20 protein-coding genes are annotated in these 25,023 nt (G+C 64.5%); 7 read left to right on the plus strand and 13 right to left on the minus strand.

Translation table 11 applies throughout. The features are described 5' to 3' along the window. The first annotated feature begins 36 nt into the window (after nucleotides 1-36). Nucleotides 37-1,530 carry a phosphomannomutase gene (locus JXA24_04605; GenBank protein ID MBN1283036.1) on the plus strand — a complete coding sequence of 498 codons (1,494 nt, stop codon included), beginning with the start codon at nucleotides 37-39 and terminating at the stop codon, nucleotides 1,528-1,530. On the opposite strand, the gene JXA24_04610 is transcribed toward JXA24_04605, so the two are convergent. The 11 genes from JXA24_04610 to JXA24_04660 all read right to left on the minus strand — a co-directional run bounded on the left by JXA24_04610 (nucleotide 1,514) and on the right by JXA24_04660 (nucleotide 14,839). After that, on the minus strand, nucleotides 1,514-3,061 hold the full coding sequence (locus tag JXA24_04610) for an aldehyde dehydrogenase family protein (GenBank protein MBN1283037.1): 1,548 nt from the start codon (nucleotides 3,059-3,061) through the stop codon (nucleotides 1,514-1,516). The genes JXA24_04605 and JXA24_04610 overlap by 17 nt on opposite strands. A gap of 50 nt (nucleotides 3,062-3,111) precedes the next feature. Further along, a complete protein-coding gene (locus JXA24_04615; GenBank protein MBN1283038.1) occupies nucleotides 3,112-3,456 on the minus strand; it encodes a histidine triad nucleotide-binding protein in 345 nt (114 codons plus the stop codon). A 9-nt stretch (nucleotides 3,457-3,465) separates the two neighbouring features. Next, the gene (locus JXA24_04620; protein MBN1283039.1) at nucleotides 3,466-4,224 is read right to left on the minus strand and encodes a hypothetical protein; all 759 of its coding nucleotides are present in this window, start codon (nucleotides 4,222-4,224) and stop codon (nucleotides 3,466-3,468) included. A gap of 65 nt (nucleotides 4,225-4,289) precedes the next feature. Further along, entirely contained in the window at nucleotides 4,290-5,585 is a 1,296-nt protein-coding gene (murA, locus tag JXA24_04625; GenBank protein ID MBN1283040.1) for a UDP-N-acetylglucosamine 1-carboxyvinyltransferase, read from the minus strand. Nucleotides 5,586-5,675: 90 nt separating this feature from the next. Continuing rightward, on the minus strand, nucleotides 5,676-6,536 hold the full coding sequence (gene prmC / locus JXA24_04630; protein ID MBN1283041.1) for a peptide chain release factor N(5)-glutamine methyltransferase: 861 nt from the start codon (nucleotides 6,534-6,536) through the stop codon (nucleotides 5,676-5,678). A 60-nt stretch (nucleotides 6,537-6,596) separates the two neighbouring features. Continuing rightward, nucleotides 6,597-7,673, minus strand: a complete 1,077-nt coding sequence (gene prfA / locus JXA24_04635; protein ID MBN1283042.1) for a peptide chain release factor 1 — start codon at nucleotides 7,671-7,673, stop codon at nucleotides 6,597-6,599. 91 nt (nucleotides 7,674-7,764) lie between these two features. Next, complete coding sequence (rpmE, locus tag JXA24_04640; GenBank protein MBN1283043.1) at nucleotides 7,765-8,013, minus strand: 50S ribosomal protein L31; 249 nt, start codon at nucleotides 8,011-8,013, stop codon at nucleotides 7,765-7,767. A 72-nt stretch (nucleotides 8,014-8,085) separates the two neighbouring features. Beyond that, nucleotides 8,086-8,589 carry a hypothetical protein gene (locus JXA24_04645; protein MBN1283044.1) on the minus strand — a complete coding sequence of 168 codons (504 nt, stop codon included), beginning with the start codon at nucleotides 8,587-8,589 and terminating at the stop codon, nucleotides 8,086-8,088. Nucleotides 8,590-8,792: 203 nt separating this feature from the next. Further along, entirely contained in the window at nucleotides 8,793-10,142 is a 1,350-nt protein-coding gene (gene radA / locus JXA24_04650; GenBank protein ID MBN1283045.1) for a DNA repair protein RadA, read from the minus strand. A 60-nt stretch (nucleotides 10,143-10,202) separates the two neighbouring features. After that, nucleotides 10,203-11,561, minus strand: coding sequence for an MFS transporter (locus JXA24_04655; GenBank protein MBN1283046.1), 1,359 nt, complete (start codon nucleotides 11,559-11,561; stop codon nucleotides 10,203-10,205). A gap of 80 nt (nucleotides 11,562-11,641) precedes the next feature. Beyond that, nucleotides 11,642-14,839 (minus strand): hypothetical protein, encoded by a 3,198-nt coding sequence (locus tag JXA24_04660; protein ID MBN1283047.1) that lies wholly within the window; start codon nucleotides 14,837-14,839, stop codon nucleotides 11,642-11,644. 440 nt (nucleotides 14,840-15,279) lie between these two features. Between JXA24_04660 and JXA24_04665 the strand changes: the two genes are divergently transcribed. From JXA24_04665 to recA, 4 genes are all read left to right on the plus strand, one after another. Continuing rightward, nucleotides 15,280-15,753, plus strand: coding sequence for a phosphatidylglycerophosphatase A (locus tag JXA24_04665; GenBank protein ID MBN1283048.1), 474 nt, complete (start codon nucleotides 15,280-15,282; stop codon nucleotides 15,751-15,753). Between the two features lie 36 nt (nucleotides 15,754-15,789). Then, nucleotides 15,790-17,025, plus strand: a complete 1,236-nt coding sequence (locus JXA24_04670) for a competence/damage-inducible protein A (protein MBN1283049.1) — start codon at nucleotides 15,790-15,792, stop codon at nucleotides 17,023-17,025. Nucleotides 17,026-17,063: 38 nt separating this feature from the next. Then, nucleotides 17,064-17,648: an RNA 2',3'-cyclic phosphodiesterase gene (thpR, locus tag JXA24_04675; GenBank protein MBN1283050.1), complete on the plus strand. Its 585-nt coding sequence runs from the start codon at nucleotides 17,064-17,066 to the stop codon at nucleotides 17,646-17,648. A gap of 90 nt (nucleotides 17,649-17,738) precedes the next feature. Continuing rightward, nucleotides 17,739-18,845 (plus strand): recombinase RecA, encoded by a 1,107-nt coding sequence (gene recA, locus JXA24_04680; GenBank protein ID MBN1283051.1) that lies wholly within the window; start codon nucleotides 17,739-17,741, stop codon nucleotides 18,843-18,845. A gap of 7 nt (nucleotides 18,846-18,852) precedes the next feature. Here recA and JXA24_04685 read toward each other — a convergent pair whose 3' ends face one another. Beyond that, nucleotides 18,853-20,193, minus strand: a complete 1,341-nt coding sequence (locus tag JXA24_04685) for a hypothetical protein (protein ID MBN1283052.1) — start codon at nucleotides 20,191-20,193, stop codon at nucleotides 18,853-18,855. 145 nt (nucleotides 20,194-20,338) lie between these two features. Here JXA24_04685 and alaS point away from each other — a divergent pair, with 145 nt between their 5' ends. Beyond that, nucleotides 20,339-22,939 carry an alanine--tRNA ligase gene (gene alaS / locus JXA24_04690; GenBank protein ID MBN1283053.1) on the plus strand — a complete coding sequence of 867 codons (2,601 nt, stop codon included), beginning with the start codon at nucleotides 20,339-20,341 and terminating at the stop codon, nucleotides 22,937-22,939. A 124-nt stretch (nucleotides 22,940-23,063) separates the two neighbouring features. Next, complete coding sequence (gene efp / locus JXA24_04695) at nucleotides 23,064-23,621, plus strand: elongation factor P (protein ID MBN1283054.1); 558 nt, start codon at nucleotides 23,064-23,066, stop codon at nucleotides 23,619-23,621. Here the strand turns inward: efp and JXA24_04700 are convergent, their stop codons facing one another. Further along, complete coding sequence (locus JXA24_04700; protein MBN1283055.1) at nucleotides 23,622-25,013, minus strand: class II fumarate hydratase; 1,392 nt, start codon at nucleotides 25,011-25,013, stop codon at nucleotides 23,622-23,624. It lies immediately after the preceding gene. Between the last annotated feature and the right edge of the window lie 10 nt (nucleotides 25,014-25,023).

The raw sequence follows: 25,023 nt of genomic DNA on the forward strand, positions 1-25,023 counted from the left end.
CAGGGGGGCGGAGGCGACAACGGATCGGAGGGGAAGATGAGCAGGGTGAAGATCGGCGATCTCATGCAGCAGAGCGGGGTGAAGTTCGGGACCAGCGGGGCCAGGGGCCTTGTCAGCCGGATGACCGACCGAGTCTGCTTCGCGTACACCATGGGTTTTCTGCAGTACCTCATGAAGCGCTGGGATCTCAAGGAGGGCGATCAGGTCGCCGTCGCCGGCGATCTCCGGCCCAGCACCGACCGCATCATGGCAGCCTGCGCTGCGGCGGCGGATTACCTAGGCTGCAGGGTGGCCAACCTCGGCAAGGTTCCGTCGCCGGCATCGGCCAATTACGGGATACGGATGGGCGTGCCGGTCGTGATGGTCACCGGCTCGCACATCCCGGACGACCGCAACGGCATCAAGTTCAACAAGCAGGAGGGCGAGATACTCAAGGACGACGAGGCCGCCATCAGGGAGGAGGTCGTCGACATCCCCGATCGCCTCTTCGACGGGGGCGGATCGTTCGTCGAGGGCGCGGTGAAGCCTCTGCCCGAGGCGACGCGCGAGGCGGAGGAGATGTTCTATCGCCGCTACGTCGATTTCTTCGGCCCCGGGGCGCTCCGGGGCTCGCGGATAGCGCTCTACCAGCACTCCGCCGTGGGCCGCGACCTGCTGGCGCGCGTGCTGGAGGGGCTGGGGGCCGAGGTGACCCCCCTGGGCCGCTCCGAGAGGTTCGTGCCGGTCGACACCGAGGCCATTCGCCCGGAGGACGCAGAGTTCGCGAGAAGGGTCGGAAGCGAGGGCCGCTTCGACGCCATCGTCTCCACGGACGGCGATTCCGACAGGCCGCTGGTCGCAGGGAGCGACGGAAAGTGGCTCCGAGGCGACGTGCTCGGCATACTGGTCGCGAAGTTCCTGGGCGCCGACGCGGTCGCAGCGCCGGTCTCCTGCAACACGGCGCTGGAGAGGTCGTCACTCTTCGCAAACGTCTTCCGCACGAAGATCGGCTCGCCCTATGTCATCTCCTCGATGATGGACGCGGTGCGCGGCGGCGCGGCGAGGGCGGTGAGCTACGAGGCAAACGGCGGATTCCTCACCGCCACCGGGATCGATATGGGCGGCAGGGCCCTGGCCGCGCTTCCCACCCGCGACGCGTTCCTGCCTATAATCGCCGCGGTCATGCTGGCCAGGAGGGAGGGCAAGGGGGTCGAGGCGCTGGTGGCCGATCTCCCGCAGCGCTTCACCGCCAGCGACGTGATCAAGAACTTCCCTGTCGAGAACAGCTCCAGGGTACTCAAGGAGCTCGCGAGCGGGGATTCATGGGCCGATCTCCCGAAGATCGACGATCGATTCGGCCCCCCGTTCGGCCCGGTCAAGACCATCGACTACACCGACGGGCTCAGGATGACCTTCGAGAGCGGCGACGTCGTCCACCTGCGCCCCTCCGGCAACGCGCCCGAGTTCCGCGTCTACACCGAGGCCGCGAGCGAGGCGCGCGCTCTCGAGATCAACGGGACCGCCATGGGCGTGATCAGGGGGATGATCTAGTACGGCGCAGGAGCCTGGCCAGTATCGGGATCGCCCCCAGCCTTGAGATAGTCCCGCACGGGATGCGCCGGGCCAGCGAGGACAGTCCTTCGACGAGTCCCATATCGTATGGATACCACCAGAACGGTTTGCGCGAAGATCGGCACTCGTGCAGGTGCACGGGGGCGGTGAACTCCTCGATGCCGGCCGTGCCGTGGCTTCGGCCGAACCCCGAGAGCTTCACCCCACCCCAGGGCGCCCCTGCGATCGCGTGCGCAGACAGGCAGTCGTTTATCATCACGGTGCCGGCGCCGATGACGGCCGCCATCCTGCGCGCGGCCTTTTTGTCCCTGGTCCATATCGAGGCGGAGAGGCCGTAGGCGGAGTCGTTCGCCAGGCCCGCCGCCTGCATGTCGTCCGAGAACGGCATGAGCGCGAGCACCGGGCCGAACGTCTCGTCGCGCATGATGGGGAAGGAGTGGTCCACGCCGGCGATCACCGTGGGGGGCATGAAGAACCCCACGCGCGAGCGGTCCCTCTCCCCCCCGCAGAGTACGTTGGCGCCGCGGGCCCTGGCGTCGATCAGCTGCTCCTCCACGTGCTCGAGCTGCGCGAGCGTGGTCATCGGCCCCACGTCCACGTCCGGGTCCATGCCGTTGCCGAGCTTGAGGGCGAGCGCCTTGCGCACGCACAGCTCGACGAACACCTCGAAGATCGACTCGTGGACGTAGCACCGCTCGACCGAGGCGCAGGCCTGGCCCGCATTCGTGAATGCGCCCCAGACCGCGCCGTCCGACGCGAGGTCGATGTCCGCGTCTGCTCGCACTATCATCGGGTCCTTGCCCCCCAGCTCCAGGAGGAGAGGCGTGGCGGACTCTGCTGCCTGCCTCATCGCCTCCCTGCCGACGGCGGCGCTGCCGGTGAACGCTATCTTGTCGACCCGCGCGGAGATGACGGCGCGGCCGGTCTCCGCGTCGCCGGAGAGGGTGGTGAAGAGCCCCTCCGGCAGCCCCGCTCCGGCGAACATGGCTCCCACCATCCCTCCGGCTATCGGCGCGTGCGAAGAGGGCTTGTGCACCACCGCATTGCCGGCGGCGAGCGCGGCCGCGGCCTGACCGGCCGCTATGGAGAACGGATAGTTCCACGGGGCGATGATGCCGACCACCCCGCAGGGCCTCCTTTCCACCGTTGAGCTGCGGCCCATGAGCCCCATGATGCCGATGGGGACCCGCAGATCCCGCACCGCCTTCGGAGCGGTCCTCGCGGTCTGACGCAGGAGCTCGATGACAGGGAGCACCTCCTGGGCCATGGCCTCTGCGAGCGGCTTTCCGTTGTCGATCGTGATCGTGCGGGCGAGCTCGTCGGCGTTCTCGCCCAGCCAGCTTGCGGCCGCGACGAGAATATCGCAGCGCTCGCGCACCGGGAGACGGGCCCAGTCCTTTTGCGCGGCCCTGGCTTTCGCCACGAGGTCCTTGACCTTTGCGGGGGGCGTGATCGGCACCTTGCCGACCGTCTCGAGTGTTGCCGGATTGATGGAGACGATATCAGTCATCTACTTCGAGTTTTTACAGGTTACGTGTCACTGGTCACGTGTCACGGTTATTACCCCATCTTCTCAAGGGGCCTGCCGCCGATCACATGCATGTGCAGGTGGAATATCTCCTGGCCTGCCTGGCGGTTGGTGTTGATGATGGTTCGGTAGCCGGTCTCCGCGACCCCGGTCTTTTGGGCCACTTCCTTGGCCGCCATGAGCATCTCCCCCGCGATGCCCGACTTTTCGCTCTTCACGTGGTTGAGCGTGGAGATGTGCTCGCGCGGTATGATCAGCACGTGCGTGGGGGCCACCGGGTTTACGTCCTTGAAGGCCAGCAGCGTTTCGGTCTCGAGGATCTTATCGGCCGGTATGTCTCCCTTGGCGATCTTGCAGAAGATGCATTCCTCTGACATGGCTGCCTCCTAGATGTCTGCGAGGGTCTCCTCGTTGCCGCTGCCTATGATGAGGTCGTTCACCATCACGACCGCGCTGCGGAGATCGATGCGGTCCTCGGCCAGCGCGCGGCCGAGGACTATCCCGTCCAGGCGCGGCGCGGAGAGGGCGACTATGCGCTGAACGTCGGAGAGGCTCGATATCTCCGAGGTGCAGATGATCCTCGCGGTGACGTTTTTGCAGAACTCGAGCATGTTCCTGAAGTTCTCGTCGCCCATGGTGCCGTCCGCCCGCGTGTCCGAGTAGAGTATGTAGCGGACCCCGGCATCCAGGAACTGCCCTGCGTAGTCCATGGGCGTCTTATTGGTGACCACCGCATAGCCGGGTATCGTGACGTGGCCGCCCTTGCAGTCGATGTGCGCGCCGATCTTGTTCGGGAACTTCTCGCAGAGCTCCCTGAGGAACGCCGGCTGCTGGTACGCGATCGAGCCCTGGGCCACGAACTCCACGCCGGCGTTCACGTAGGCCTCCACCGCCTGCGGGGTCTTGAACGTGCTGTCGACGTAGGCGGCGATCTTGAGCTCGCGTATGACCTTGTTGACCAGCGCCGCGTGGGGGGCGGCCCCCACCGTGGTGGGCGCGAGGTCCACGAAATGGAGGGTTTCCGCTCCCGCGGCCTTCATCGCCGCCGCGGTGGCCATGACGTCCTCGGAGAAGAGGGCGGAGCGACCCCCCCCGGCGACCGCCACCCTGCCGTCCTTGAGATATATCTGCGGAATCAGCTGCATAGCCCCCCCGGGATTCGGGTCAGGATACTAGCACATGCCGCACTGTTGTGAAATGGCAATTCTGCCTAGGCCTGTTCGTCCGGCTCGCGCCTGATCCTCGCCCCGCAGGCGGCGAGCTTCTCCTCTATGCGCTCGTATCCGCGGTCCAGGTGATAGATCCTCCGGACCTCGGTGTTCCCCTCGGCCGCGAGCCCCGCCAGCACGAGCGACGCCGAGGCGCGCAGGTCGGTGGCCATCACCGGCGCCCCCTTGAGCCCGGGCACTCCCTTTATGATCGCAGTGCCGCCGTCGGTGGATATCTGTGCGCCCATCCTCGTGAGCTCGGGCACGTGCATGAAGCGGTTCTCGAATATCGTCTCGGTGATGATGCTGGTTCCGCCGGCCACGGACATCATGGCCATGAACTGCGCCTGCAGGTCGGTGGCGAAGCCGGGGTGAGGGGCCGTGGTGACGTCGATGCCCTTGAGCCTCCCGGAGGAGAACGCGCTCGCGCGGTCGCCGTCCACGTCGATCGACATGCCCGCGTCTGCGAGCCTGGCGATCAGAGTTTCGAGCATGTCGGCGGGGAAGTTCTCTACGACGAGCTCGCCCCCGGTTATGCCGGCAGCCATGAGGAGGGTGCCTGCCTCGATGCGGTCGGGGATGATCCTGTGCGGCGCCGGCGAGAGGCTGTCCACGCCGCGTATGGTGATGCGGTCGGTGCCTGCGCCCTCGATCTTGGCTCCCATCGATTTGAGGTGCCTGGCGAGGTCGGCGACCTCCGGCTCGCGCGCCGCGTTCTGGATCACGGTGACGCCGTCCGCGAGCACTGCTGCCATCATTATGTTTTCGGTGCCGGTGACGGTCACCTTGTTGAAGGTGATCTCGGCCCCGCGGAGGTGCCGGGCGAACACCTCGACGTAGCCCTCCTTGAGCTCGATCTTCGCGCCCATCGCCTCCAGGGCCTTCAGGTGCATGTCTATGGGCCTCGCGCCTATTGCGCAGCCGCCCGGCAGCGATACGCGCGCCCGCCTGAGCTGGCCCACGAGCGGGCCCATGATCAGCACCGAGGCGCGCATGGTCTTCACCAGGTCGTAGGGAGCCTCCACGCCGTTGAAGCGGTTGACCTTCAGGCAGAGCGAGCCGTCCCACCCCTGCTGCCATCCGTCGGCGCTCCCGGAGTGCGGAGTCACCTCCGCGCCGATGTGTTCGATGAGCCTGGCCATGGTGCGGATGTCGCGCAGGTTGGGCACCCCCTCGAGCCTGTGCTCGCCGGTGGCCAGCAGCGTGGCCGCCATGATCGGGAGCGCGGCGTTCTTGGAGCCGCTCACCTTCACGGTGCCCGCTAGCGGCCTGCCGCCCTCTATTATGAGTTTTTCCATAAGGACCGTGACTCGTGACTCGTGACTCGTGACTCGTGACTCGAATCACAACTCACAACTCACAACTTGTAGCGTCATGCGTAACTCATTTCAGAAAAGAGTCTTCCTTGCAATCACGACTCTGTCGATTCCGGCCAGGTCCTTCGCGGTCCTCACCGTGTCGTAGCGGTCGAGCCCGGTCGCCATGAAAAAGATCGCCTCCGCCTGGCCCGCGCCGATCTCCATGAGGAGCCATCCGCCCGGGACGAGATGCCGGGGGGCATCCTCCAATATGCGGGCCACAAAATCAAGCCCGCCGGGGCCGGCCGCGAGTGCGGCCCTGGGTTCGTAGTCGCGCACGTCGCGGGGGAGCGACGGCATCTCCCCGTCCGGCACGTAGGGCGGGTTTGCTGCAATGATGTCAAAGGGTCCCAGCCCCGCCTCCTCGATCGGCGCGAAGAGATCGCCCTGCAGGAGGCGCACCCTTTCGCCGGCAAAGCGGAGGTTCTCCCCGGCGATCGCCAGAGCGGCCGCCGATGAGTCGGAGGCCACGATCGCGGCGCCCGGGAGCTCATCCGCAAGGGCCGCCGCGATGCATCCGCTGCCTGTGCAGAGATCCAGAACGGACGGCGGCCCCTTGAGCCCTGAGGAGATCCTGACAGCCTCATCCACCACAGTCTCGGTCTCGGGCCTGGGGATGAGCACGTCGGGCGTGACCGCGATCTCGCGCGACCAGAACCCCTTCGATCCGGTGAGATAGGCGACCGGGCAGCAGCTCGCCCGCCTCTCGACCATGGAGTCGAACCCTGCGCGGGCGTCCGAAGGGAGCTCATCGCGCATGCGCGCGCAGAGGTCCGTGCGCCTCATGCCCATCGCGTGGGCGAGCAGCACCTCCGCATCCAGCCTCGGCGTCTCGATACCCGCAGCTGAAAGCTTCGCTTCAGCCGATCTCAATGCCTCGTTGATATCCATGACTCGTGACTCGTAACTCGTAACTCGTGACTCGTGACTCGTGGTCTGTTCACTGACCACTCAATCAGTATCTCCACCTGCCTTCATGGCCTCCGCCTGATAGTGCGTCCTCAGGGCGTCGATCATCTCGCCGAGCCGGCCCTCGAGCACCTGCTGCAGGTTGTAGAGGGAAAGCCCGATGCGGTGGTCGGTGAGCCTGTTCTGAGGGTAGTTGTAGGTGCGGATCTTCTCGGAGCGGTCGCCGCTGCCGACCATCGACCTCCGCGTCGCCGTGCGCTCCTTCTCCTGCTTCTGGATCTCCAGATCCAGTATCCTCGATTTCAGTATCTTCATGGCGCGGGCCTTGTTCTTGTGCTGGCTGCGCTCGTCCTGGCACGCGACGACGAGGCCGGTGGGCAGGTGCGTGAGCCGGACCGCCGAATCGGTGCGGTTGACCCCCTGGCCGCCGGGGCCCGAGGCGCGGTACACGTCCACGCGCAGGTCCTTCTCCTCGATCGCCACGTCTATGTCCTCCGCCTCGGGCAGCACCGCGACCGTCACCGCCGAGGTGTGTATCCTGCCCGACGCCTCTGTTTCAGGCACGCGCTGCACGCGGTGCACGCCGCTCTCGTACTTGAGGTCGCTGTAGACGCGCTCGCCGGCGATGACGGCGATCACCTCCTTGATGCCGCCGAGTCCCGTGGCGTTCTGCTCGAGTATCTCGACCTTCCATCGCCTCTCCTCTGCGTAGCGCGAGTACATGCGGAAGAGGTCCGAGGCGAAGAGCGCAGCCTCCTCTCCGCCGGTGCCGGCGCGTATCTCGAGGATGATGTTCTTCTCGTCGTTGGGGTCTTTGGGCAGCAGGAGGATCCTGAGCCTCTTCTCGAGCTCGGAGAGCTCCCCCTCGAGGGCGGGGATCTCGGAGCGGGCCATCTCCACGATCTCAGGGTCGGACTCGTCGGCCGCCATGTGGCGGTTGTCTGCGAGCGCCTGCTCGACCCTGCGGTAGTCGCGGTAGGCCGAGACCACATCCTCCAGGCCGGAGCGCTCCCTCGCTATCTTCTGAAAGCGCGCCTGGTCCGAGGCCACCGACGGATCCCCCATCTCTGCGGTGAGCTCCTCGAACCTCTTCTCGACCTCTTCAAGCTTCTTGAACATAGTTTTTACCTGTCACGAGTCACGAGTCACGGATAAGACAATGCCCACGGGCCATTGGGCCCATGGGCATATCGGGTTTGGGTGAGCACAGCTACTGGTTGCCCGCCGCCTTGCTCTTCTTGGCGTCCTGGTGGGCCTGGAACTTCTCCATTCGCTTCTGGAAGCGCTCCACGCGGCCGGTGGAGTCCACCAGGCGCTGCTTGCCCGTGAAGAACGGGTGGCATTTGGAGCAGAGCTCCACGGTGAAGTCCTTGCCGAGGGTCGAGGTGGTCTTGACCACAGCCCCGCAGGTGCAGGTGATGCTGACCTCTTCTGATTTCGGATGGATTCCTTCCTTCATCTGCCTCTCCTTTTGAAAGAGTGGGCGACCTAACATATAAAATCGCCAGAGGCAAGGGGGAAAAACGCGATATTACGCCTTGTTGGAGTGTGTCTTGGCCATCGAGGGAATGGGCCTCGAGCTCCTGGGCAGCGCCGGCCTGACCGGCAGGGACGCCCGGTGGGCCTTGGGGGTCACTTTGTTGAGGGGCTTCGAGTTGAGCGAGACGTTGCTCTGGGCCTTGGGCCTTTGGGGCTCAGCGGCTATGACCTTGTCCAGGAAGTTGAGGATCGCGCGGTCGGACGGGGCCTTGGCGTCTGCGCTGACCGGCGCGGTGCCCCGCTCCACGTGCTCGTGCAGGCTCTTCTTGTAGGGGATGCCCGGGACCTTTGCCGGCGCTGTCTTCCTGAAGTCGGCGTTGGGCGCGAACGAATCCATGTTGCGCCTGTCGACCCTGTTGAAGTCGTCGAGGGGCTTGGATGCCGCAGGTTTCTGCACCTGCGCTGCCGGGCCCTGCGAGAGCGCCCTGCGCTCGCCGTAGGAGCCGCCAACCCTGTTCTGCATCTGCGACTGGTCTCTGGTCTTTACAAATGCCATTTTAGAGTCCCCCTGATTCGGAGTCACCAACCCCTCGGCAATAGATAGTTGCAAGATCGCTGCCAAGATTCGGGAGTTTCTTATAAATGTAACTATTTGATTTAAAAGGTTTATTGTACGGGATCCAGCTTGGGAACGGCGATCCTGGGCCGATTTCAGCCCTCATCTGGGGCCTTGAGACCCCGTTGTCCTCGGTCACATGTTTAAAGGAGCCTCAAACACTCGGCGACGGAGGAGGCGCCGAAGACCTCCATCTTGGACGGGAGCTTCGACTTGAGGTTGGATTTCGGCACGATGGCGCGCCGGAATCCCAGTTTCTCCGCCTCCTTGACGCGCGCCTCAACACCCATGACCGCGCGGATCTCGCCTGCGAGCCCCACCTCGCCCACGATCACAGTGCCGTGGTCTGCGGGTCTGTTCAAGAAGCTCGAGTTGATGGCGGAGATCACCGCCAGATCGGAGGAGGGCTCGGTGATGCGCATGCCGCCGGTGACGTTGAGGAACACATCCTGGTCGCGGAGCGTGAGCCCCTCGATCTTCTCGAGCACCGCGATCAGGAGCGCCAGCCGGCTAGTGTCTATTCCTATCGCCGTGCGGCGCGGGGTGCCGAAGCCCGAGGATGAGCAGAGCGCCTGGATCTCGAGCAAGAGCGGCCTCGAGCCCTCCAGCGACGCCGAGACCACCGAGCCCGCAGCTGCCGATGGCCTCTCGGAGAGGAATATGCCGGACGGGTCGCGCACCTCCTTGAGCCCCTGGCCGGTCATCTCGAAGACGCCGATCTCGTTTGTGCTCCCAAAGCGGTTCTTGATGGCGCGCAGTATCCGGAACGAATGGCCGCGCTCGCCCTCGAAGTAGAGCACCGTGTCCACCATGTGCTCGAGGACCTTGGGGCCGGCGATCGCGCCGTCCTTCGTCACGTGGCCGACGAGGAACGCGGCGATCCCCATCTGCTTCGCGCAGCCGAGTATCTTGGCCGCCGACTCGCGCACCTGGCCGATCGTGCCGGGCGCTGAGGCGAGGTCGGAGGTGAACATCGTCTGTATGGAGTCGATGGCCACCACCGCGGGCTTCATCTCCCTCATGTGGTCGACTATCCGCTCCACGCAGTTCTCGGTCAGCACGGAGAGACCGCGGCCCGAGAGCTTCATCCGGTCGGCGCGCAGCTTTATCTGGGAGGCGCTCTCCTCGCCGGAGATGTAGAGGGCAGGGGCCCCTGCGGCTGCCACGCGGTCGAGGGCCTGCATGACGATCGTGGACTTGCCGATGCCCGGGTCTCCGCCGATCAGCGCCACGCCGCCCGGTATGTACCCCGAGCCCAGCGCGCGGTCGAATTCGGCGATGCCAGTGGGCACGTGCCCGCCCTCGCCTGCGGTGATGTCGCAGAGGTCGACCGGCCGCGCCGAATCGGGCGCATAGGCGTCCGCCTTGTGCGGCGTCTCCTCGCGCTCCTCGGCGTATGTGTTCCACTCGCCGCACTCGGGGCAGCGGCCGATCCAGCGCGGCGACTGCGCGCCGCAGCCCTGGCATGAGAATATCGTGCGCACCCTGGCCATGGCACATGGCCTATCAGGCGCGCGTTCACATATCAATAGCGCAGTGAATATTGAAGCGGGTCACATGTGCTTTGGCTTTGCGTTCCACATGAGCGTAGTGAGCAGAGCTCCTGCGGCCGCGGCCCCCGCCCAGAAGAGGATACCGCCTATCCAGCTGTATTTGTCTATCATCACGCCCGAACCCAGGCTCGACAGCGCGGCCCCCGCGTAACCGAACGTGCCTATGAAGCCGGTCGCGGTCGCCGCCGCCTTGCGGGATCCGAAGTCCAGCGCCGCCGCGCCGCTGATGAGGAACTGCGGCCCGTAGGTGAAAAAGCCGATCAACCCCAGGACTACGCTCTGCAAGATGTTCCAGCCCGGGGGCACGAAGTACATCGCCAGTATCGACAGGGCGGTGCCGATGAAGAAGATCACGGTGGCCGGGGCCCGCCGCGCCTTGAAGAGCCTGTCCGACATCCACCCGGCGAGGATCATCCCCACTATTCCGAACAGCGGGATCATGCTCGCCTCCATTGAGGCGAATTCTATCGTGCACCCCTTTTCCTCGACCAGGAATTTCGTCGCCCAGTCCAGCGTGCCGAAGCGCACTATGTAGACCGATATGTTGATGAACGAGCAGAGCCATATGTACTTGTTGAGCAGGACCTGGTGCAGAAAGATCTTTCCGAACCCCTCGTGCTCGGTCTCCTGGTCGAATTCGCGCGCGGACTCCTTGTCGACCAGCTTGTCGCGCTTGTATTTCTCGACGTGGGGCAGCCCCATGGCCTCGGGCGTGTCGCGCAGCGCTACCACCAGCGAGACAGCGGTGACGATCCCTATCGCCGCCGGGATGTAGAATATCGCCCTCCATCCGAAAGAGGCTATTATGAAACCGCCGGTGAGCATTATGATCCAGGTGCCCACCTGATGGCACGTGGACCAGATGCCGAACTTGGTCCCGCGTTCGGAGATGGTGAACCAGTGGCACATCGCGCGCGCGAACGGGGGGTTGCCCATGGACTGGAACCAGCCGTTCAAGCCCCAGAAGAAGGCCAGGGCCACCAGGCTCCCGGTCACGCCCATCATGATGCAGCACAGGGATGAGAGGAAGAGGCCGACCGCTGAGAAGTACCTGAGGTTGGCCTGGTCGCCGAACACGCCGTTCACGAATTTGCCGATCGCGTAGGTGACGTAGAGGGCGCCCCCCAGGAGCCCGAGATCGGTGTTGGAATAGCCGAGCTCGGCGCTCATGGCGGGCAGGGCAGCGGAGATGTTTTTTCTGCAGAGGTAAAATACGACGTAGCCGACGAACGTCGCGATGGCCACGCGCTTTCGCCAGTGGCGGTAGAGCCGGTCGACTTCCCCGGGATCGGAGATCGCTGGCGCTGCGGGCTGGGCCTTCAGCGCCCTCCAGATCGTTCCCGCAGCGTTTCTCTTCATAGGTGCGTCTCCACGACAAGCGGTTGAAATTTCAGGGAAAGTAAGGGGTCAGGGAGGGGATGTCAAACAAAATGAGGTGGCTATTTCTCTTCCGCTTCAGCCGGCAGGGCCGTGGTCCCGCCTCTCTCATCCGGCTGTGAGGCAGAATCCTTCGGCCGTGCGATTCCGACGAAGAGGCGGTCCGCGTGACGGGTGCCCGCCTCTGCGCGCCTGTGCGCCATCATGCGCTGCTCCGTGACTTTGAACGGCTCCTTTAATCTCTCGCGCACGTATGCGCGCCGGTCGAGCCCGTAGGGCGCCTTCGGGGACTTGTGGAGGTCGAGATCGACCCCGAGCGCCATGGGTATGTCCGGGCGCTCCGTGAAGAACTCCCTTATCGCCGCGCCGGAGCGGCTGCTGCCCCTTGCGAAGGCGAGGGTCTGCACCAGAGGCCTCAGGGAGCCGTATCTCTGCACATCTGGCGCGTAGAACTTCAGATACTCGAAGAGGATCGACAGCTGCTCATCGGAGACCTTTCCCTCCTCGAGGAGCCTGTATATGGAGGTGTACTGCATCTCGTTGGGGATGTGCGGGAACGAGGGCGGTTTTACGGCCCGGCTTATGGAGACGACCTGCCAGAGGCGGTCCTTCAACGACTTATGGCCGAAGAAGGGGTGCAGGCCGTGCATGCGCTGACCGGCCAGCCTGAAGAACTGATCGAGCTTCGTCTCCTCGAACATCCTCGCCATCTCCGGGCGCGAGAGTTTGCCCGCGGCCTTGAGCTCCTGGAAGGCTGCGAATGCCTTGCTCGTCCTCGCCTCGAACTGCTCCATGTCCCAGCGCGTCCCGCTCGGCTCGGGCCAGGTGGCGGTCGTGGCCCCGTTGATGGTGAGCAGGTTCATGCCGATGAACGCCCCGTAACCGGCGAGGCTGTTCCATCCCAGCATCGACCTTATCCCCGCGGAGGGGAGGTCCCATGTGCCCGAGCGGATGCCCCTGTTGTAGGTGTAGAACGCCCTGAACGACCTGAGGAGCGCGTACGCGGACCCCGCCGCGCGGACCGGGAAGGCCCTGCCGGCCCGTTCGCGCCACGCCTCGGAAACATTGGCGATGATGCTGTACTTGCCCTTTGCGACTCCGCTCATGAGGAGCGCGATGGGCAGCTGGATGAAGGTGAGCGCCGAGCCCTGGATCATGCCCCGCACGAACGTCGACGGCCTCTCCCCGACCATCTGCTGTATCGCGTGGCCTATCGGGGCTGTGATTCCGATCATGATGGAGGCGGTCATCGGGAGCATCCAGTTGCTGTCCTCGTTGCGCGGGTCCAGCCCCTTCAATGCCGGAACGGTGGAGGATGCGAACCTCGAGAGCACGTTTCTCTTCTTCCCGGAATCCTGCTTCGCGGCCATGGGGGTCGCGCCCGCGTTGGTGAGCATCAAGAGGCTCTCGGTGACGCCCAGTGCGCTCAGCCCGGCGGCGACCCACCACGCCTTGTCGACGAACGGTGCGGCGTCGATCCCGACGATGGATGCGCTGATGTCGGCCGAGAGCATCATGGCGCCGGGCAGAAAGAGGAACGGCAGGCGGCAGTTTCTGATGAAGGGCAGGTGCTTGAGTATCGGCACCGACTTGAGAGTCGTCGTCTTGAGCCACTCTCTCCCTTTTTTCGGGAAGTCGGCGAAGAAGATCGCCAGGGAGCTCTTCGTGTAGAGGTGGTAGGCCGCGCCCAGGGCCAGCTTGACCCCGGGCGTGGAGGCTATGGCGTCCCTGGCCCTGGCGGTCGCATCGCCGCTGACGAGCGAGTTGAAAAATGCCGCGCCCTTGTCGGGAAGATCGAGGATCCCGGAGAACGCCTTGGCGAACGCCTTGGCGAACGGTGTGTAGAACTCGGTCGCCCCGCCTGCGCCCGACGCGAGGAGCGCCGACGGGAGCAGCCACGCGGCCATGGTCATGGCGCCGTGAGTCACCACGCGGGCCGCGTCCCTGAGCGTATCCAGGAAGCCGCGCTCGTATGTCCCCGTGCCGCCGGCCGCCTGGGCCTCGTTCGTGTTCCAGCCCCTTATGAGGCGGTATAATGTGTCGAGGATGCCGGCGCCCGCCACGCCGCCCGCCAGCGTCCAGCCGCCAGTGAGCAGGTATTCCCCTGCCATGCCTGCGGCCATGCCGATGGCGCCCGCGAGAGCGGAGTGTTTGAGCCCCTCCGATTGCGAGTGCTGTATTGCGGCCTGCAGCCTCTTGCGCCAGCGGCCCTTTCGTGAGAGCGCCTTGATCTCCTCGCCCCCGAGTACCCGGTCGCCGTCCACGAACGGCTCGAATATCCTGTCCTCTGCGAGGCGATGCGCCGCAGGGGTCCCCCTGAAAGACTCGGCGAGCGTTCGGGCCATCCTCAGCGCCGGGTTCCACAGCTTGTGGAGGGCCATGAGCTTCGCGGAGTCGTAGAGGTGATCTGCGGCAAGGCGCTTCATCTCATCCGTGAGATGGGCCGGCTTCAGCTTCTTGAACTCGTTGTGCAGCTCCTCGATCAGCGCATCCCGCTCGCTCTGGTGTGTGCGGTTGTGGGCGAGCTCGATCAGGCGCGAGATGATCTCGATGTTGAGCAGGCGGGTGGAGAACTGAAGGTCGCGCCCCTCTCCGTCGGCCGAACCGTCGATCGTCTGCAGGGCGCGCCGAAGCGACTCCTGCGCGTCCGACAGCAGCTTGAGCGGCGGCGACGATGCCGAAGCGGCGTGGCGCATCAGCTGAAAGGCGGTGACTACGTCGGCCTTTGCCCGGTCGGTCCCGCTGAATTGGGCCGGGTCCTTTATCAGCTCCCTCACCATCGCCAGTCGCTTGAGATGGGCTGCCGGGGCCTCGGCGAGGTGAAACAGCGCCGCCCCGATGGAGGACTCCCTGAAACGGTTCACGCCCTGCGCGATTTCAAGATAGAAAGCCCTGCCGCTCGCCGCATCGGTCTGTTCGAGAGCGCCGGCTGCAGCGGCGTATTCTTTGCCGCTCTCTTCATAGCGGCCCTCGCTCAGATGCCTGCGCGCGTGCTCGATCCCCTGACTGGCCTCAATGCCGATCCGGGCGCGTTCGTGGTCCACGACCCCCCCGTCCCCCATGGAGCGCGCCTGCGCGGCGAATCTCGAGGCGTGGGTGCGGGCCGGATTCACGTCAGCGATCAGCTGCCCGGCCCCGGGGGGCCCGCTGAGGAAAGGATCGTTGGCGGTGATCTTGATCGGGCCTTGCGCCGGGATGCCCGAGGGCGATGCCGGCGGTCCGGCGCAGGGGAACGTCAATGTGAATCTGTGCTGGATCATCGCGTCCGTTCTCCATCCCCGTTATCGGCTAACCGCGCGCCGAGTTGCTCAGAAAATGGGGTAAAACGGCCGATTTTATTACCGCTTTCTATTGTCTTAAAAACCCTGAAAGGGCCGAAATAAGGGCATTTGCCCGTGCCTCGCCCTAGCGCCATCCTGTGATCTTGTCAACATAATCAAGCCGGATGCGCCTCTCGATCAGAAAGATGCCGTTCCCGGGCCTTCTGTTTTCCCTTGAAATGTGAACGGCGGAGGGCGGAAGGTGAGGGGGTGCCCAAAACTGTGCAGTGCTGCAGCGTTTCGCAGCACCTGTTTTTTTCGGCTCTTTGATAAATAAAGGATTTTTTCCGGCACAGCTCGTGCATTGTTCTGCGTTGTCATTTTATCCGTCAGGTGATAGCGTCGCCCGCCATTGAGGCAGGGGGACCGTGCTGAGACACATGACCGCATTCTTCGCGACAGGCTGCTTTGCAGGGCGCATACCGCTCGCCCCGGGCACGTGGGGCACGGTGGTGGGGTTGGGCCTTTACTGGCTGGTCCGCTATCTTCCGCCCCTCTCCTACGCGATCTTCACCGTGACATTCGTCGTGTTCGCCATATGGATAGCAACCCGCGCGCAGTCGATCTTCGAGGAGACCGACCCTCCGCAGGTGGTGATCGACGAGATAGCGGGATATCTCGTCACCATGGCGTTTCACAGGCCCTCTTTCGCGCTCGCGGTCGTGGGGTTCGTACTCTTCCGCATATTCGACATCGTCAAACCGCCTCCCATACGCTGGATCGAGAGGCGCTTCTCCGACGGCAGGGGCGTGGTGCTCGACGACGTCATGGCCGGCCTCTACGCCAGCGTGTCGCTGCTCGCGCTGGAGTTCGTCCTCCCGGCCCTGGGCATCCAAGGCATCACCTGGTGGTGAGGTTTTTTCGAGTCACGAGTCACGAGTCACGAAACAATGAAGATAGCCGTTATAACAACCGGCGACGAAGTCATCCAGGGCGTGATAGTCGACTCCAACGCCGCCTGGATATCGGAGCGCTGCACCGCCCTCGGGCACGAGGTAGCGATGCACGCCTGCGTGCCCGATGACATGCGCGCGATAGGCGACATCCTCAGGCTCGCCTCAGAGAGGGCCGAGTGCGTGATGGTCACGGGCGGCCTGGGCCCCACGGCGGACGACATCACGGTGGAGGCCGCGGCGAGGGCGTTCGACGCGAATCTTGTTCGCAATGAGGGCATCATTGAAGAGATGCGGGCATTCTTCGTCCGGGTCGGCAGGCCCTACTCGCCCTCGAACGACAAGCAGGCCATGGTCTTTGCCGGCTCCGAGATACTCCCGAACCGGGTCGGCACCGCCCCCGGCCTCAGGGCCCCGCTCGGCGGCCGCGATTTCATCTTCCTCCCCGGCGTCCCTTCCGAGCTCCACCAGATATTCGGCGACTCGGTGGAGCCGTGGCTCAGGGAGCGCTCGAGCGGCGCGCGCGTGGAGAAGGTTTTCCGCTGCTTCGGCCTTCCGGAGGCCACGATCGACGAGAGGCTCAAGGGAGTCGATCTCTGTGGCGCGAGACTCTCGTTTCGGGTGAAGTTTCCCGAGATACTCCTCAAGACAGTCGCCAGGTCCGGCTCCGAGGCGGAGGCGAGGCGCATGATCGACTCCGCTGCCGGGAACATCCGCGAGCGGCTCGGCGAGGTGATCTACGGCGAGGGGGATGCGACGCTCGCCGAGGTCGTGGGCCGGATGTGCGTGGAGAGGGGCGCGACGCTCTCTGTCGCCGAGTCGTGCACCGGCGGGCTCATATCGTCCATGATCACCGACGTCCCGGGCGCGAGCCGCTGGTTCGAGCGCGGCGCAGTCGCGTACAGCAACCGCTCCAAGGAGGAGTTCCTCGGCGTGCCGCGCCAGACCATCGAGAGGCACGGCGCGGTCTCCAGGGAGGTCGCGGAGGCCATGGCTCGGGGCATAAGAAGCGTGAGCGGATCTTCCGTCGGCCTCGCCGTAACGGGCATAGCAGGGCCGTCGGGCGGCACCGCTGAGAAGCCGGTGGGCACCGTCCATATAGCGATGGCGATCGAGGGCGGCATCGAGCATTCGCACCACGTCTTTGAGCGGGCGAGGATCGAGTTCAGGCAGATGGTCGCTGCGACCGCGCTGGACATGGCGCGCAGACATATGATCAGAGCTCAAAGCTGAAAGCTCAAAGCTGAAAGCTCAAAGGGAGAGGCCTTAAGGTGAAGATGAGATCGTTTCTGGCGTTCGATATACCGGAGGAGCTCAAGGTCGAGCTGGGAAAGCTCATCGAGCTCTTCTCCCCGAAGGTGCGCGGCGTGAAGTGGGTGAACCCAGAGCTCGTGCACTGCACGATCCGCTTCTTCGGCGACGTGGAGGAGGAACTTCTCACCGGGAAACTGTCCAGGCTCATCGAGCAGGAGGTCCGGCACCAGTCGCCGTTCAAGCTGTCGGGCCACGGCGTAGGCGTGTTCCCGAACTGGCGCTACCCAAGGGTCCTGTGGGTGGGGCTGCAGGGCGAGACCGAAACGGTCATCTCGCTGCACGCCAGGCTCGAGGAGGCGTTCGCGGATATCGGCATCAGGAAGGACCCGAGGATATTGCGCCTCCACCTCACGCTCGGCAGGGCCAGGGCGCCTTTCAAGGACAGCGAGGCGCTGGTGAGCATGGTGGAGAAGATGACTGACACCGACCTCGGCGAATTCACGGTGGATTCGCTGGCGCTCTACAGGAGCGAGCTCACCCCCAAAGGGCCGATCTACACCGTGCTCGAGCGCTTCCCGCTCGGCAGCGGAGGCAGGAAATGATGCTGGAGATTGCGTAAGTCGTGAATCGTTTGGATTTTGCGAGTCACGAGTTACGAGTCACGAGTCACGCAACCAGAAAAAGGAGACCATATGACCACCACAGCACCGAATCCCCCGACGGACAATCGAGAGAAGGCGATCGGCCTCGCGGTCGCGACGATCGAGAAGCAGTTCGGCAAGGGCTCGATCATGCGCCTAGGGAGGGACGAGCCCCTGTACCAGGGGCTCGACACCGTATCAACGGGCTCGCTCTCCCTCGACATAGCTCTCGGGGTGGGGGGGCTCCCCCGCGGCCGCGTCATCGAGATCTACGGCCCCGAGTCGTCGGGCAAGACCACCCTCGCGCTGCAGGTGGTCTCCGCGGCCCAGAAGCAGGGCGGGATCGCGGCCTATGTGGACGCCGAGCACGCGCTGGACGTGGAGTACGCGCGGAAACTCGGCGTGAAGACCGAGGAACTGCTCATCAGCCAGCCGGACAGCGGCGAGCAGGCGCTGGAGATAGCGGACACGCTGGTGCGCTCCGGCGCGATCAGCGTGCTCGTGGTCGACTCGGTGGCTGCGCTCGTCCCCAGGGCGGAGCTCGAGGGCGACATGGGGGACGCGCAGATGGGCGCGCAGGCCCGCCTCATGAGCCAGGCGCTCCGCAAGCTCACCGCCACGATCTCCAAGTCAAAGACCATGGTGGTCTTCATCAACCAGATCCGCATGAAGATCGGCGTGATGTTCGGCAACCCCGAGACCACCACCGGCGGCAACGCGCTGAAGTTCTACTCCTCGGTCCGCCTGGACATCCGCAGGATCGCGCCGGTGAAGGTCGGCGAGGACGTGATCGGATCGCGCACCCGCGTGAAGGTCGTGAAGAACAAGGTCGCGCCCCCGTTCAAGCAGGCGGAGTTCGACATCATCTACGGATTGGGCGTCTGCCGCGCCGGCGACGTGCTCGATCTGGCCGCCGAGATGGGGCTCGTGGAGAAGAGCGGGGCGTGGTACTCCTGCGGCGAGGAGCGCATCGGCCAGGGCCGCGACAACGCCAGGGACTTCCTCAGGGAGAACCCGAAGGTCATGGCGCGGCTCGAGAAGGCGATCCTCGAGAAGCACGGGATCGTGAAGAGGGCGGATGCAAACGCGCAGAAGGTGGATGTGCCGAAAGGTGCTGCAAAGGAGCAGCCAAAGGAAGCTGCGAAGGGGCGTGAATAAGGGGGCGCTACAGCTTTTTCGTTGAGATATATTTCTCCGGTATCTCCCTGACAACGTCGTCGGGCAGCGGGTCGTAGTGTTTGAACTCGGAGCAGAACATGCCTCTGTGGAAAGCCCAGTCGTTCTTGCCGTCGCAGTAAATCTCTGCGGAGCGCAGGTTCGCCATGTGGCCGAGCACTTCTCTGGCCGGAGCGGTCAGCATCTCGCTGTACCTTGCTGGCAGATCCGACAGAGATTTGCCAATTTCTCCGTTCAGCATGCCCATTATAGTGTCGTGCTGGTGAGAGCTTATGTAGCCGTATTTTTTCAACAGGTCGATCTTCTTCGTAAAGGTCGGAATACTGTTTTCCATCCTCCTGAGAGTGTAGTCGTTTTTGTAAATCTTGCCCACGAGCTCGGATATGTCTTCGTCATAGCTCGTAGTTGCGTATAACGATATCAATCCCTTCTTCGTCAAGGCCCATTCGAGATCGCTGTATGTTCTCCACTCGTCAACATCTATGTGCGGCAGGTCGTCATTTGAGAGAAGCCCCTTGTCGAGATAGGGTTCAACTTTAGCCCGAAGGCTTTTCTCGCGCGGGTCCCCACCGCTGAGTCCGACATAGACATCTCCCGCAGCTTCTATCCACTCCGCCTTCAGCTTTTCACCGTGCAGATCTGTCAGGAGGTGTGCTGCTTCGTGGTACGTCAGCTCGCCGGAGCCCTTGGCATCGTACCCCCTGAGATGGATATGGCTGATATCTGAATAGGAGTTGCCTTGAACATTCAGGAGACCGTATTTTGAAAAATCGAGCTCCCGTTCCCTCAAGTCGATCGAATGCAGGGCTGATCTGAGCTGGGGCGTGAGGGTTTCGTAAAGGCGGCGGAAGGCTTCAAGCCTCATGGTCTTCGTTACAGTGCTGTCTCTTTCATCCAGCACGATTTCAACATAGTCCATCTCTTTCGAGTCGTATTTCTCAAAGAGCTTCAAGAGGGGCTCGTCGGCGATGAGCGATCGCTCGTCTTCACGCGATTTCAGCTTTGCCGAGTGAAGGGAGAACCAGTCGGCTGCCTCCGAGTTAAGCAGGGCCCTGATGCCCCGGCAGATGAAATCCGGTATGGGCAACTCAGAGACAGCCCTGACGATTACCTCCCTCGAGAGTCTGACCGCAGCGAGTCGATAGAGGTTTTTCTCGGCGCCGTCCGGCAGGGAGAGTATTTCGACCTCCGGTGTCCCGATCAGTCCGATGGTGCCGTCAAGCGCGTCGCCCGAGACGATTGCCTCGTAGTCGTTGCCGGTAAGCTCCTTCAGGAATGCCCTCTCCTGAGGGGTCAGTCTGGCAGCCTCTTTTACGATGGTTGGTGCCATCCATTGACAGTTATCGGCAGGCAGAACCCCCGAAGTTGCCTTGTCATTTCCTGCCGGTGATGTTAGGTATGCCCGAACTTGCCCCGGCCGGTTCAGGTTGGGCGCCTAACATATTGATTTATCTGCATAAAGGAGCGTTCAGCTCATGAAGGCTCAAGAGATCCGCGAGGCGTTTCTCGCGTACTTCGAAAAGAACGGGCACACCAGGGTGAAGAGCTCGTCCCTCGTCCCCCAGAACGACCCCACGATCTTCTTCACCAACGCGGGCATGGTCCAGTTCAAGGAGACCTTCGTGGGCGATGAGAAGAGGCCCTACACCCGCGCCTGCTCCTCGCAGAAGTGCATGCGCGTCTCCGGCAAGCACAACGACCTGGAGAACGTGGGCCACACGCCGCGGCACCACACGTTCTTCGAGATGCTGGGCAACTTCAGCTTCGGCGACTACTTCAAGCAGGAGGCGATCGCCTACGCGTGGGAGTTTTTGACCGAGAAGCTCGGCCTCGACCCTGAGCGCATGTACGCCACGGTCTTCAAGGATGACGACGAGGCGGAGAGGCTCTGGGAGGCGCACCTGCCCAAGGGGCGCATCTTCCGCCTGGGCGAGAAGGACAACTTCTGGGCGATGGGAGACACCGGCCCCTGCGGCCCGTGCTCCGAGATCATCTGGGACTTCGGCGAGGGCCCGGTGAAGGCGGAGGACCTCGACTCCGACCGCTTCATGGAGATCTGGAACCTGGTCTTCATGCAGTTCAACCGCAGCGAGGGCGGCGAGCTCGTGAAGCTCGAGGCCCCGTCGATCGACACCGGCATGGGGCTGGAGCGCCTGGCAGCGGTGGTCGAGGGGGTGAAGTCCAACTGGGAGACCGACCTCTTCAGGCCGCTCATCGCCGAGGCGGCGAGGGCGACCGCCGTCAAGGCCGGCTCGAAAAAGGACGTCGATGTCGCGCTGCGCGTCATCGCCGACCACCTCCGCTGCTCGGCGTTCCTCATAGGCGACGGGGTGATCCCCTCGAACGAGGGCCGCGGATATGTCCTGCGCCGCATCCTCCGCCGCGCGATCCGCTACGGGAAGCGCATAGGGAGGGACGAGCCGTTCCTCTCCGGGATGGTGGGGGTCGTGGTGGAGGAGATGGGCGCGGCGTATCCGGACCTGGCCACGCACGAGCACTTCATCACCAAGGTCATCGGCGCGGAGGAGGAGCGCTTCTTCGCGACCCTGGACAAGGGGCTCGATCTGCTCATGGCCGCGGCAAAGACGGCGAAGGACAGGACCATATCGGGCGAGACCGCGTTTCGGCTCTACGACACCTTCGGCTTCCCGCTGGACGTCACCGGGCTCATCGCGGCGGAGCAGGGGCTCTCGGTGGACACGCAGGGATTCGAGAAGCTGATGGAGGAGCAGCGAATGAGGGCGCGCGCGAGCTGGCGCGGCTCCGGCGAGGAGTCGGTCGGCCCGGCATACAAGGAGATGGTCTCGCAGGGGATCAGGTGCGGCTTCGAGGGCTACGGCAAGGACACGACCGAGTCACAGGTCATCGCCATCCTCCGCGGCGGCGCGCGCGTGGAGGCGGCGAAAGAGGGCGACGAGATAGAGTTCGTCGCCGCCTCTACCCCGTTCTACGGCGAGTCGGGAGGCCAGGTCGGCGACACCGGCGTCGCGGTGGCCGAGGGCATCGAGATCCAGGTCGAGGACACGAAGAGGCCCCTGCCCGACCTCATCGTCCACCGCGGCAAGGTGATGCGAGGCGAGCTCTCCGTGGGCGCGCGGCTCACCCTCGCCATCGACGCCGAGCGCCGCGACAGGATACGCGCCAACCACACCTCCACGCACCTGCTCCACCGCTCGCTGCGCGAGGTGCTCGGCGAGCACGTGAAGCAGGCCGGTTCTCTCGTGGGCCCCGACCGCTTCCGCTTCGACTTCTCCCATTTCCAGGCCATGACCGCGGAGGAGCAGAGGGAGGTCGAGCGCAGGGTCAACGCGGCCATACGCAAGAACTACCCGGTGCTGACGTACGAGCTAACCTACGACGAGGCGGTCTCGCGCGGCGCGCTGGCATTCTTCGGCGAGAAGTACGGGGAGCGCGTGCGAATGATAGACGTCTCGGGGTTCTCGCAGGAGCTCTGCGGCGGCACGCACGTGCACGCCACGGGCGACATCGGCATGTTCAGGATCCTCTCCGAGTCGTCGGTAGCGGCCGGCATCCGCAGGATCGAGGGGATCACCGGCGCTGGCGTGGAGGAGTACATCGACGACCTCGTCGCGCAGAGGCTCTCCCTCGCAAAGGCGCTCAGGACGCAGCCTGGCGAGCTTCTCGATCGCGCGGAGAAGATGGCGAAGGAGATCTCCGCCCTCGAGAAGGAGTTGAAGATCGCGCGGGCCGGCGGCGCGAAGGGCGGGATCGACGCCCTGCTGGGACAGGCGAGGGATGTGGGCGGCATGAAGCTTCTGGCCGCGCAGGTGGATGCGCCGGACCGCGACACCCTCTCCCGGTGGGCGGAGAAGTGCCGCGACAGGCTCGGGAAATCGGTGGTCGTGCTGGCCTCGGTCTCAGACGGCAAGGTCTCGATGATCGCCGCGGTGTCGAAGGACCTGACCCCGGGGGTACACGCCGGCAAGATCGTCGGAAAGGTCTCGGAGATGGTGGGAGGAAAGGGCGGAGGCAGGCCCGATTTCGCGCAGGGCGGCGGCGCCGACGCGGCGAACCTGGACAAGGCCCTCGCTGCGGTCGAGGGTCTCTTGAAATAGGTATTGGCCGTCAGTATGACGGCGACGCGAGCCAGAATTTGAGGCCCCTTTTTACAGCGTCATCGGAAAAAGGGTCCTCAAATTGTGGCGGGAGGAGCCGCCGCTCTACAGGAGGAGAGGGAAAATGGTCCAGGCGAACAGGATGAGGGCGGGGAACGTGATAATCTACAACGGCGACCTGTGCAGGGTGCTCTCTGTCACGCACCTCACGCCCGGCAACCTCAGGGCCATGGTCCAGGCGAAGATGCGCAGGATCAAGGACAGCGTGCAGCTCGAGAACCGCTTCCGCGCGACCGAGGAGGTGGAGATGGCCTACCTCGAGGAGCACGAGATGGAGTACCTCTACGACGACGGCGGCCGCTACCACCTCATGAACACCTCAACTTACGAGCAGATCGAGATGGACCACGAGATGTTCGGGGACGCGATCCAGTATATCCTGCCGAACACGAAGGTGAAGATCACGTTCTACGAGGGCACCCCGATCGGCGTGGACCTGCCCACGACGGTGGACCTCAAGGTCATGGATGCGGAGCCCTCGGTGAAGAGGCAGACCGCGTCCGCCTCGTACAAGAAGTGCACGGTGGAGACCGGGCTCACGGTCATGGTGCCCCCGTTCGTGGAGGCCGGCGACAGGATAAGGATCAAGACGGAGGACGGCGAGTACGTGGAGAGGGTCTAGCTATTCGTTGGTCGTAAGCCTCATCGCATCCAGCATCTCGTCCAGCTCGGCCTCGTCGGCCACGCCCTGCTCCAGGGCCACCTCGCGGATCGTGCGGTCCGAGAGCGAGGCCTCCTTCGCGATCTCCGCGGCAGCGGAGTAGCCGAGCTTGGGCGCAAGCGCCGTGGCCAGCGCCAGGCTCTGCTCGATGTCGCGCGAGCATATCTCGTCGCAGGCCTCTATGCCTGCCACGCATCGCCTCGCGAATGCGCGGGCGGCGCCGGCGAGGATCGAGATCGATTCCGTCAGGTTCGCGGCGATCAGCGGGAGCATCGTGGACAGCTCGAGGTGCCCGGCCTGCGCGGCTATGGAGACCGCGGTGCCGTTTGCGATCACCTGCGCCCCGACCTGCGTCACCATCTCCGGGATCACCGGGTTCACCTTGCCGGGCATGATGGACGAGCCGGGCTGGACCGGGGGGAGGGTTATCTCGCCGATCCCGAGCCTCGGCCCCGAGGCCATGAGCCGAAGGTCGTCCGCTATCCTCGTCATGCTCGTTGCGGTGGCAGCGAGCGAACCCGCCGCCTCGGCGCAGGTGGAGCGGGAAGAGAGCGCCTCGAAGCGGTCCTTGGCCGGCCTGAAGTCGAGCCCGAGATCTTCGGACAGGAGCGCGCACACCTCGGGGGCGAAGTCCGGGTGAGCCCCGAAGCCGGTGCCCACGGCGGTCCCCCCGAGCGCCAGCTCGCACAGCGCGGGCATGAGCCTGCGCAGCCTCTCTATGGCCTTCTCGATCTGGCGGGCGTATCCCCCGAACTCCTGGCCGAGCCTGACCGGCATCGCGTCCATGAGATGTGTGCGGCCGGTCTTGACGATCCCGTCGAAGGCCCTGGCCTTCGAGGCGAGCGAGGCCCTCAGCTCCTCGAGCGCGGGAACGAGCTCCCTGTCGATCTCGCCGGCTGCGGCGAGGTGTATCGCGGAGGGGATCACGTCGTTGGAGGACTGGCAGCGGTTGACGTGGTCGTTGGGGTGGACCGGCCTGTACTCGCCGGCCGCGCCGCCCAGCGCGATGTTCGCGAGGTTGGCGATCACCTCGTTGGCGTTCATGTTCGTGGAGGTGCCCGAGCCGGTCTGGAAAACGTCGAGCGGGAACTGGGCGTCGTGTGCTCCCTCCGCCACCTCGTTCGCCGCGTCCGCGATCTGCCTCGCGTGCGCTTCGTCCACGAGCCCGAGCCGCCCGTTCACAAGGGCGGCCTTCGCTTTGATCAGCCCGAGCGCCCAGATGATCTGGCGGGGCATCCGCCTGCCGCTGACGGGGAAGTTCTCGAGCGCCCGCTGTGTCGATGAGCCCCACAGGGCGTCGGAGGGGATATTCACCTCGCCCAGCGCGTCCCTCTCTGTCCTCGTTTCGCTCATGGGAGAATCC

It is taken from the genome of Pseudomonadota bacterium (genome assembly GCA_016927275.1).
Lineage (GTDB): Bacteria > UBA10199 > UBA10199 > 2-02-FULL-44-16 > JAAZCA01 > JAFGMW01.